Origin of the sequence: Actinophytocola sp. NPDC049390, assembly GCF_044466355.1 — a bacterium.
In the GTDB taxonomy this organism is placed as follows: Bacteria; Actinomycetota; Actinomycetes; order Mycobacteriales; family Pseudonocardiaceae; genus Actinophytocola.
Map to the genome: position 1 here is coordinate 200,857 of NZ_JBITMQ010000017.1, position 7,342 is coordinate 208,198.

A 7,342-nucleotide genomic window follows, 5' to 3' on the forward strand; every position below is an offset into this window, starting at 1 on the left:
CTCTGATGTGGACACATACGAACGCCCTTGTCAACGCGCTCCGCGCGACGTGGAAGAAACTCACCGCCAACCCCGACGGCGGCTACGCCTCCGAAGCCGTGCTCGTCACCGCCCTGCTGATCCTCTGCGCGCTCGTTGTGATCGGCGTCATCACCGCCAAAGTCACCAGCAAAGCCAACGACATCGACCTCGGTCAGCCGCCTCCCGGCGTATCGATGACGACAGGGACATGGGAGCCGTGAACGCCGAGACCGCGCTCGCCGCGCCACTGGTGATGCTGATCCTGCTGACCATCACCCAGTTCGCGCTCTGGAGCCACGCCACCCACATCGCACAAACCGCCGCGGCACAAGGACTTTCCGTCACTCGCGCCCACAGCGGTACCGCCGCTGACGGCGAATCCCGTGCCCGTAGCACCCTCAACCAGCTCGGCGACGGCCCGCTCCGCGACGCCACCGTGAACGCCACCCGCACCGACGACACCGCCCGCGTCGAAGTGAACGGCATCGCCGCCAGCGTGCTCCCGTTCCTCCAGCTCCGGGTGCACGCCGAAACCGCGGGTCCGGTCGAACGCTTCCTATCCGACACCGCCGAAAGGTGACCACCATGTCCACATCACGACCACCCGAAACCCCTATACACCCGCCTCGCCCAGGACAGTTGCGAGCGTGGTGGCGCCGCGACGACGGCTCCGCCACCGCCGAGATCACCCTCGCCACACCGCTTCTCGTGATGCTGCTGGTCGTAGTCGGCATCGTCATCCACCGCGGTGTGGACGCCCGCATCCGCATCGACGACGCCGCCCACCAAGCCGCCCGCGCCGCCAGCCTCGAACGCCACCTGGCCGTCGCGACCGCCGCTGCTCGCGCCACAACCAGAGACGCCCTCGCCGCCGCTGGCGTGGCGTGCCGTCACCACGAGGTCACCACCTCAATTCATGGCCTACGACCCGGCGGCACCCTCCACGTCACCGTGACCTGCGACGTCGACATCGGCGACACGCTCATCCCCGGCCTGACCACCACCCAACACGTGTCCGCGACCGCGCACGAACCCGTCGACCAATGGCGGTCCACAAGGAACGAGCCATGAACAGACCAACCAGACCAACGTGGTGGCACGGCGACGACGGCCAGGTGACCGCGTTCGTTGTCGCGCTCAGCCTCGGCGTCCTCACACTCACTGGACTCACCCTCGACGGCGGCCTCGCTCTCGCCGCGACGACACGCGCCACCGGCCAAGCCGAAGCCGCCGCCCGCGCCGGAGCACAAGCCATCGACCTGAACACGTACCGCGCTAACGGCACTCTCCGCCTCCGTCCCGCAGACGCGATCGCCAATGCCCGCGCACACCTCGCCGCCGAGGGCGCCACCGGCACCGTGACCGCCTCCACCAACACCGTCACGGTCACCGTCACCACGATCCAGCGGACCCAACTACTCGGCCTCGTCGGCATCAGCACGCTCACGGTGCACGGACAAGGAATCGCCCGTCCTCAACGCGAAACAATCGCAGAAGGCCCGAGATCGGTGGCCAAAGTGGCGACTGCGGGCGAGAGAAGATTGTTCGCGAACATTAAGACATATTCCGACTTCCCTGTTGGTCATTATTGTTGACGTTCGCGCCCATCTCGCATATTTCCCTGCGTGTTGCTCTGTTTGTCATGGCGGCACCGAGATGCCTGTGCGTGCTGGTGGTCGCCTGCTGGACGGGTTCACGCTGCTCGCGTTGCGTGGGTTGATAAACCCTAGGAGAACCCTTTGAATTGTTTGACAAGACGGCTGCCGGTGGCGCACGGGCGAATTGCCCGGCAGATCCGCGACTCTCGCTGATTTACATCCGAGCTCGGATCCCTTGGGAAATTCTTTCAGTGCATCAGGAGGAACCATGAAGACTGTCGTAGCGGCCCGACTCCGTCGGCACATCGTGACCACCGGAATCCTGCTCGCCGCGCTCACTGGTGGCGCCTTCGCTGCCGCCCCGGCCACCGCCGCACCCGCTGCGGTCTCGCCACCGGCGATTCCCGGTGTGCCGGACGTCGGCGCACCGGGCGAAGGCGCTGGGAAACAACTCGAACCCACCATCGACCCGCGCGGCAACCAGGTCTGGCCCGACCGGACCGCGCTGCGGCGGGGGTGGACCGAGGTTATCGCCGTTGTCGACGGAGCCCGGATCCGAACCCGACCGGTGTCCGGCACCGTCATCGGCCTGATCTCCCGAAATGCGTATTTCTCGGTCTCCTGCAAGGTTCGCGGCAGGGACGGCTACACGTGGGGTTACTCCATCCACAAAGGACGCCTCGGCTGGGTACGCGGCGATCTCTGGGCCGTCGTCTACTACACGTACCCCAACGCCCCGGCACCTCGCCCGATCCCGTGGTGCTGACACAACGCTCCCGACATGCGGGTCCCCGGCGGGCGCGCACATGCCCGGCCGGGGAACCGCGGCCAGCTTCACCTCGCGAAGGAACCGTGACACACAGAACGGAGCAAGTCATGTCAACATCGACTCCGTCCCCCACACTGCCCGCGCAACCTGCAGTGGCTCTGACAGCTGACGAGATCGAGCGACGTGTCACGGAGAACGACACCGCGCGCAGCACCCGCCGAGCAACAGCGGCCCGCCGTGTCGGCGAACTAGCCCGCCAGCACGCGGCGATCGCCGGCCAGCTCGCCGACATCGAGCGGCAACTCGGCGAGCTACTCGCCGAGGCCGACGACGTCCTCACCATCGACGAGCTGGCGAGGTTCACCAACCTTCCCGCCGCGACCCTCACCCAATGGCGTGCGAACCACAAACCAAAGCGCGGCACCCGGCGGAAGCCCTCCAGCGGCGGCTCCCGCACCCAGACCAGTCCCGTCCTCCCACGGTCTACGCCCGCGCCGGATCCCACTACACGGCCAGCCGAGGCCGACGCAGGCGGACGGGGCGCCGGGCTCCTTTCCTGACGGCGGCACATGGGAGCGGATCGTGAACGCACCGACCCCGGACAGCAGCGCCCGAGCACAGCGTCGGGCCAGCAGCGCCATCAGGCTTGCGGCTGGGGTGCTGCGCCATCTCGCCGCCGCCGTGATGCTGGCAGTGTTGCTCGGCGGACTGCCCTGGGCACTGATTGCGCTGATCGGCTGGCCATTGCCTGACCACCTGCCGACATCGGCGGACGTCCAGGCTGTGTTGCTGGCGCCGATGACGACCACGTTCTTGCTGAACGTCCTCGCGTGCGGCTGCTGGGTGCTGTGGGGCCTGTTCACTGCCACCGTGGCTTGCAGCGCGCTGGACATCGTCCGCCACGCACGGATGCCGGATCCACGCACCAGCGGGCCGATCCGCCGGACAGCCGCCGTCCTGGTGGGCACAGTCCTGATCTCGATCCTCGGGCAACGCGCCGGGCTCGCCGCGGGGAACCACACCACGTCAGGCCCGATGACCGGCAACCGCGTGGTCGCTACCGCACCGGCCAACCCGAGCGCGGAGGCGGGCACCAACACACACACGACCTCACACCGTGCGAGGCCGACAACTGGACCGTCCGCCGCCCTGACAGGCAGGTCGGTCACCGTGCTCGCACCCGACCCGGAAACCGGGGTGCACGACTCGTTGTGGCGCATCGCCGAGCGCACCCTCGGCGACGGCACCCGCTGGCCGGAGATCTTCGCCCTCAACAAAGACAAACCCCAGCCCGGCGGCCGCACTCTCACGCGTCCCAGCCTGATCTATCCCGGCGAGACACTCCTGCTTCCCGCCGATGCCACCAAGCCCACAACCAGCCCCCGGCATGTACCGCGTTCTGCGGCCGACACCCCTGACCGGCCTCCCAGCACATCCAACGCGCCAACACCACCGCCGTCCTCGCCCCGGCCGTCGTCACCGTCCGCACCGCCGCCTGCCAACACCGGGGAAGCTCCAGAACCGACCGAGACGCTGGACGCACCGACGTCCGCTCAGACAAGGCCGGAGACGGCCGGGGCGACTGGAGACCCCGGAATCCGGTGGGGCGAGGAACTCTATGTCGGGCTCAGCCTTGCCGCCGCGGTCAGCGCCGCCCTCGTCCTCGCCCGCCGCCGACAACGCCGCCGGTACCGACCAGGCAGCGGCGACCGCAGCGACCTCGCCGTCCCGCCGGTGGTGTACCAACTACGGGTAGCTCATCTGCATGCTCGGCGCGCCGACGGAGCCGCAGGCCAAGCCGAAGAGCCCAACCTGGCACCCGCGCCAGGAGCAACGATGGTGCTCGGCGTCCGAGATGGCCGCCAGATCGCGCTCGACCTGGCCGCCGCGCACGGCCTCGGACTGATCGGCGCAGGTGCCGACGCAGCTGCCCGCGCACTGGTGGTCTCCGCACTGGCCACGACACCACACCGAGCACGCCAGACTGCACAGGTCGTCGTTCCGGCTGCGGACCTCGCGACACTTCACGGCCAGAACATGACACCGGAACAACTCCCCGCCGGCCTGCATGTAGCGGCCGACCTCAACGCCGCCCTGGACACACTGGAAGCCGAAATCATGGTCCGCGCAGGATCGCCACAAAGCAGACCGCGGGACGGATGGCCGCCGCTCCTCCTGGTCGCCCGCACGCCCGACCGCCAACGTCAACGGTTGCAGGCGATCCTGGACAACGGCACCACGGTCGGGGTGACGGGCCTGTTGCTCGGGCAGTGGCCCTCGGGCACCACCGCCTACGTCCGCGACAACGGAACCATCTCCACCGCCAACCCCGGTATCGGCGAACGCCTACGCGGTACTCGTGTGTACCGGCTCGGTAGCGACGACACCGCTGACCTGCTGACACTCCTGCACAGTGCTGGCCTTGAACCCCACGACGACACAGACACTGTGCCGAGTTTCGGCGAACCCGAACCTCGAGCGAGTCAGCCAGATGTCGATGCGGCCGATGGCGGCCTGGAAATCGTGGAAAATGCACCCGCAGGCAACGGGCCGACACCGTTCCCACCAACCGACCGTCCCGTCGACCCCACCCAGATCGCGAAGACAACCAGGACCACTGGGCACGACCTGACCGCTGGCCACGCTGCGGTGACGGCTGGGCACCACATCCGGAAAAGCGACAAACCCTCAACGCCCGCCCCCTTACGGATCAGCGTGCTCGGCGCTCCCCGGGTGTGGTGGCGCGCCGCACCGACCCCACCCGACACCCGGGCCACAGAACCGGCCGAACGTGAGATCACGGCGGCTTTCCAGCCCCGCGTGCGCGAACTACTCACGTTCCTGGCAGTGCACCCCGACGGCGCCAGCCGCGAGGCCCTCATCGCCGCCCTGTGGGCCACCAGCCCACCGGAGAAGACCACCAACGCGATGAACACCAGCCTCAGCCGCCTGCGCCGTGCCTTGACCGCGGCCACCGAGGGCGCCCTGTCGGACATCGTGCTGGTCGGTGAGGGTCGTTACCGCCTGGATCCCGGGTTGGTGGAGGTCGATTACTGGTCCTTCGCGGCCGCGGTGGCCGCTCGTCGAGCCGCTACTTCCGACCGGGACCGCGTCGAGGCGTACCGGCGCATCGTGGACAGCTACCGCGGCCCGCTGGCCGACGGGATGAGCACCGAGTGGATCGAAACCGCGCGTGAGGCCATTCGTCGCGACGCCATCGACGCCGTCGCCGCCTTGGCCCGCGCCTTGGTCGAGCATGATCCGCAGCAGACTCTGGATCTGTTGGAGATCGCGCGCGCGTTCGACCCACACAACGAGCTGATCTACCGCGACATCATGCGGCTGCAGGAGCGCCTCGGCCAGCTCGACGCCATCCCGCGCACGCTCGCCTTGCTGACTACTCGGCTGGCCGAAGTCGATGACCGGCCGACCCCGCAGGCGATCAGCCTGGCCGAGCGGCTGCGCCGCCGCCACGATGCGGACCCCCCACAACCGCTCGGAGCCGATCGTGGCCACAGCAAGGCCGGGTGATCCCTATGACGGTGGGCCCGGACGCCGACGACCTGGCCGGCCGTCGCTGCCGTCGCCGTTGCGTGGCGGGGGCTGCGGCAGGGGGAGTGGGGGTCGTCGTCGAGGTCTGCCGTGTCTCCGGGAAAAGGTACTTCGACCAATGTGCCGGCGGCTTCACAGCGGAGAATTTCCAGCTGCTCCGCGTACTCCCGAGGCTGCCTGATGAGACGCGCCGCGGCGTCAGCGCCATGGTGACGTCCGAGTTCAACGAGGGCAGGACTTCTGGTGGAAAAGACTTTTCGTAGGCTCTCTCAAAGGAAGGATCCTGTTGCCACATCTTTTTCGATGTCCGGGTCAGAATGCTATCGTGCAGGGCAATGTGTTCATCTGCCCCATTCTTGTCTATGGAATACAAGTTGACCGTGGAGAAGGTCGCCCCGACCCTACGGGCTGTCGCGGAGTGTCGCCAGGAGGGCGCGCACGTACTTATTGCCAAAAGATTCTTCGAGGCATACAGAGTCACCGCAGGGCTCAGTCGTCTGGCTCTGTCACCGCGCCCTTCGTCGTGCGTCGGCGTGGACCTGGGTCTTACTGAGAGTAGTCGGTGTGCAGATTGACTTCGCGTACGGTGATTTCCGTTGGGGGTTCATGTGGGGGATCACATGGGGGATCAGGTTGGGGATCCTGTTAGAACGCCACCCCCTCCGGTTAGAAACGGCACAGGTCAGTGCCCCAGTAGGGGATCCGGTGGTATCCCAGACTCGCTTGTCCGCAAGCCGGTGAACACATCGGGGCGGGCTGGGGTCGAACGTGATCTGCGCGCGGCTCTCGACTGTTCGCTTGCGTTCCGATGGGCTGCGCCTCCTATGTCCCTACTATCATGGCTTCTTTTGATTTCCTTAATCTTGACTACCGGCGGCTTGTGGCTCATTCCGCGGTCCGATGCCTTCGCGCATGCCGCTGACCTGCGTAGATGCAATCTATGAGGATTAATAAATTGTCCAGGTTTAGGGGATTGGAATGGCTGAGGGGTGGTGGTTTTGAAAAGAGTCTTGAAAAATGAGCTGTCGAACTGTTGCATAGTGTGCGGCGCAGAGTCATAATTGAATTGTCGCCGGGGGAATCGGAACCATGTCGAATACCATGCCCGGCGCGAGCCATGTCGAACGGGGGAGCCGATTATGTGTTACGCCGACACCGTGACGAATGACGACGGAACCGCCACCGCGTTTTGTTATTGCGGATGGTCGGCGGACCACGCCACGCCGGAAGCTGCCGACGCCGACGCCGAACGGCACGAAACCGCCGCCGAGTCCCTGCTCAACGCCTGAACCCCGCCGCCCCGCGCACCCGAAAGACATCCCAGGAGCTTGAATGTCAAGCCGCAACCGAGTTGACGTGATGCGACCAGGCGGTTGTTTCGTCGTAGCGGGTGCCGGTTTTG

The 7,342-nt window shown here is 66.8% G+C and carries 8 protein-coding genes; all 8 read left to right on the forward strand.

Annotation, left to right across the window (positions count from 1 at the left end; translation table 11 throughout):
* The first annotated feature begins 5 nt into the window (after nt 1-5).
* The 8 genes from ACIBVP_RS38055 to ACIBVP_RS38090 all read left to right on the forward strand — a co-directional run bounded on the left by ACIBVP_RS38055 (nt 6) and on the right by ACIBVP_RS38090 (nt 7,229).
* On the forward strand, nt 6-242 hold the full coding sequence (locus ACIBVP_RS38055) for a hypothetical protein (protein WP_396111335.1): 237 nt from the start codon (nt 6-8) through the stop codon (nt 240-242).
* The gene (locus ACIBVP_RS38060) at nt 230-601 is read left to right on the forward strand and encodes a TadE family protein (protein WP_396111336.1); all 372 of its coding nucleotides are present in this window, start codon (nt 230-232) and stop codon (nt 599-601) included. Before ACIBVP_RS38055 ends, ACIBVP_RS38060 begins: the two co-directional genes overlap by 13 nt.
* A 59-nt stretch (nt 602-660) precedes the next feature.
* Nucleotides 661-1,092, forward strand: a complete 432-nt coding sequence (locus ACIBVP_RS38065) for a TadE/TadG family type IV pilus assembly protein (RefSeq protein ID WP_396111337.1) — start codon at nt 661-663, stop codon at nt 1,090-1,092.
* Nucleotides 1,089-1,616, forward strand: a complete 528-nt coding sequence (locus ACIBVP_RS38070; RefSeq protein ID WP_396111338.1) for a hypothetical protein — start codon at nt 1,089-1,091, stop codon at nt 1,614-1,616. The genes ACIBVP_RS38065 and ACIBVP_RS38070 overlap by 4 nt, the downstream gene beginning before the upstream one ends.
* Before the next feature lie 271 nt (nt 1,617-1,887).
* Nucleotides 1,888-2,385 (forward strand): hypothetical protein, encoded by a 498-nt coding sequence (locus ACIBVP_RS38075; protein WP_396111339.1) that lies wholly within the window; start codon nt 1,888-1,890, stop codon nt 2,383-2,385.
* A gap of 155 nt (nt 2,386-2,540) precedes the next feature.
* Nucleotides 2,541-2,948: a hypothetical protein gene (locus ACIBVP_RS38080; protein WP_396111340.1), complete on the forward strand. Its 408-nt coding sequence runs from the start codon at nt 2,541-2,543 to the stop codon at nt 2,946-2,948.
* Nucleotides 2,949-2,970: 22 nt separating this feature from the next.
* On the forward strand, nt 2,971-5,919 hold the full coding sequence (locus ACIBVP_RS38085; protein WP_396111341.1) for a transcriptional regulator: 2,949 nt from the start codon (nt 2,971-2,973) through the stop codon (nt 5,917-5,919).
* 1,178 nt (nt 5,920-7,097) lie between these two features.
* Nucleotides 7,098-7,229, forward strand: coding sequence for a hypothetical protein (locus ACIBVP_RS38090; RefSeq protein ID WP_396111342.1), 132 nt, complete (start codon nt 7,098-7,100; stop codon nt 7,227-7,229).
* Nucleotides 7,230-7,342 lie beyond the last annotated feature (113 nt).

Bases quoted from the DNA above. Each gene is read 5' to 3' on its own strand.
- ACIBVP_RS38070 (WP_396111338.1), top strand. From the start codon at position 1,089: ATGAACAGACCAACCAGACCAACGTGGTGGCACGGCGACGACGGCCAG.
- ACIBVP_RS38060 (WP_396111336.1), top strand. From the start codon at position 230: ATGGGAGCCGTGAACGCCGAGACCGCGCTCGCCGCGCCACTGGTGATG.
- ACIBVP_RS38055 (WP_396111335.1), top strand. From the start codon at position 6: ATGTGGACACATACGAACGCCCTTGTCAACGCGCTCCGCGCGACGTGG.
- ACIBVP_RS38075 (WP_396111339.1), top strand. From the start codon at position 1,888: ATGAAGACTGTCGTAGCGGCCCGACTCCGTCGGCACATCGTGACCACC.